Source organism: Micromonospora sp. WMMD736, from assembly GCF_049179015.1.
Lineage (GTDB): Bacteria > Actinomycetota > Actinomycetes > Mycobacteriales > Micromonosporaceae > Micromonospora.
Genome location: NZ_JBMHMI010000077.1, coordinates 1 through 1,910 on the forward strand (window position 1 = coordinate 1; position 1,910 = coordinate 1,910).

Consider the following 1,910-nt stretch of genomic DNA (forward strand, 5'->3'; position numbering starts at 1 on the left):
TCGCCGTCTCGCCGGCCTCGGTGAGCTTCCAGCCCTCGCCCTCGGGGGCAAAGCCCAGGTTCTCCAGCCACATCGGCTCGAACCACGAGAACGGCACGTACACCTCGCCGACGTCGATCTCGTCGATCGGGCTGGTGATCCCGGCCGCGGCCCACAGCGCCTTGGCCGCGTCCCGGCCGGCCTGCGGATTGACCTGATCACGCCCGGAGTAGGCCAACGGTTCGGTGCGCAACGCGGTGGCGTGGATCCACGCCACCGGATGGCCCTCGGCGACGCGGGCGTCGGCGGCATCTTCGTTGCCGATCACGATCGCGGCGGCGCCGTCCGACGATGGGCACGTCTCATCGAATCGAATGGGATCCCACAACATCTGGGAGGCCATCACCTTCTCCAGGGTGATGTCGGCCTGCTGCAGGTGGGCCAGTGGGTTCTTGGCCCCGTTGAGCCGGTCCTTGACGGCGACCATCGCGCCGATGTGGTTGGGCGCGCCCGAACGCCGGATGTAGGCCCGCACGTGCGGGGCGAAATACCCACCGGCGCCGGCGCCCACCGGCTTGGTGAACGGCACCGGGATCGACAGCGCCCACATCGCATTGGACTCGGACTGTTTCTCCCACGCCATGGCCAGCACCCGCCGGTACTTGCCGGACTGCACCAGGCTGGCCGCGACTACCGCGGTCGAGCCGCCCACCGAGCCGGCGGTGTGCACCCGGATCAGCGGCTTGTTCGTGCCGCCCACGGCGTCGGCCATGAACAACTCGGGCATCATCACGCCCTCGAAGAAGTCGGGCGCCTTGCCGACCACGACGGCGTCGATGTCGTCGAACGTCGAACCCGAGTCCGCGAGTGCCTTGTCGATGGCCTCGCGGACCAGGCCGTTCATCGACACGTCCTGCCGCTTGGCGACGTACTTGGTCTGCCCGGTCCCGAGGACCGCGGCCAGGTTCTTGCTCATGGCTTCGGCCTTTCGCTCTTCGCGCAAGCGCTCATCGTCCCTCCATGACCGCAACCAGATTCTGTTGCAGCGCAGGGCCGCTGGTGGCATGTGCCAGCACCCGCTGCGCGGAGCCGTCGAAGATGTGTTGGGCGGCGAAGCCGATGCGCTCCAGCCCGGCGACGAACATCGGGTTGGCGGCCAGCGCGCCGCCCGACGGGTTGATCGTGGTGGCGTCGGAAAGCCCGATCGCCTCTTTGAGGATCAGCTGCTGGTGGGTGAACGGCGCATGCAGTTCGGCCACGTCGATGGAGCCGGTGTGGCCGCCGGTGGCTCCGAGGGCCGACGCCGCGGTCGACGGTGAACTGGTCAGTTCGCGGGCGCCGAGAATCGGGGTCTCGATGCGGTGCTCGATGCCGGTGATCCAGGCTGGGTTCTCCCGCAGCTCCCGGGCTTTGTCTCCGGCGGCCAGCACGATCGCTGCGGCACCGTCGGTGATGGGCGCGATGTCGTGGCGGCGCAGCGGATCCGCGAAGTACGGACGGGCCAGCAGCTCGTCGATCGACTTCGCCGGTTTCTCGCTGTCGGTGCGCGGCGCCCGCCCGAACGAGTCCAGGGCCACCTGCGCCATCGTCTCGGCCGTCCACTTGCCGGCGTCCAGGCCGAACCGCGCCTGCAGGCCGGCCATCGACACCGAGTCCGGCCACAGCGGCGCCACGGTGTAGGGGTCGGTCTGCAGTGCCAGCACCCGGCGCAGGGTGCCGGCCGAGGACTTGCCGAAGCCGTACACCAGCGCGGTGTCGACCTCGCCGGTCAGCAGTTTGATGTAGGCCTCGTACAGCGCCCAGGCGGCGTCCATCTCCACGTGCGACTCGTTGATCGGGGGTACCGCACCGATCGAGTCGATCGCGGAGATGAACGAGAATGCCCGGCCGGCAAGGTAATCCGAGGATCCAGAACACCAGAAGCCGATGTC

2 protein-coding genes are annotated in these 1,910 nt (G+C 68.8%); both read right to left on the reverse strand.

Annotated elements, in window-relative coordinates:
* Positions 1–955, reverse strand: a 955-nt coding sequence (locus tag ACN269_RS33760; RefSeq protein WP_421477255.1) for a thiolase domain-containing protein, incomplete at its 3' end; no start/stop codon positions are given.
* A 31-nt stretch (positions 956–986) separates the two neighbouring features.
* Positions 987–1,910, reverse strand: a 924-nt coding sequence (locus ACN269_RS33765; RefSeq protein ID WP_421477256.1) for a thiolase domain-containing protein, incomplete at its 5' end; no start/stop codon positions are given.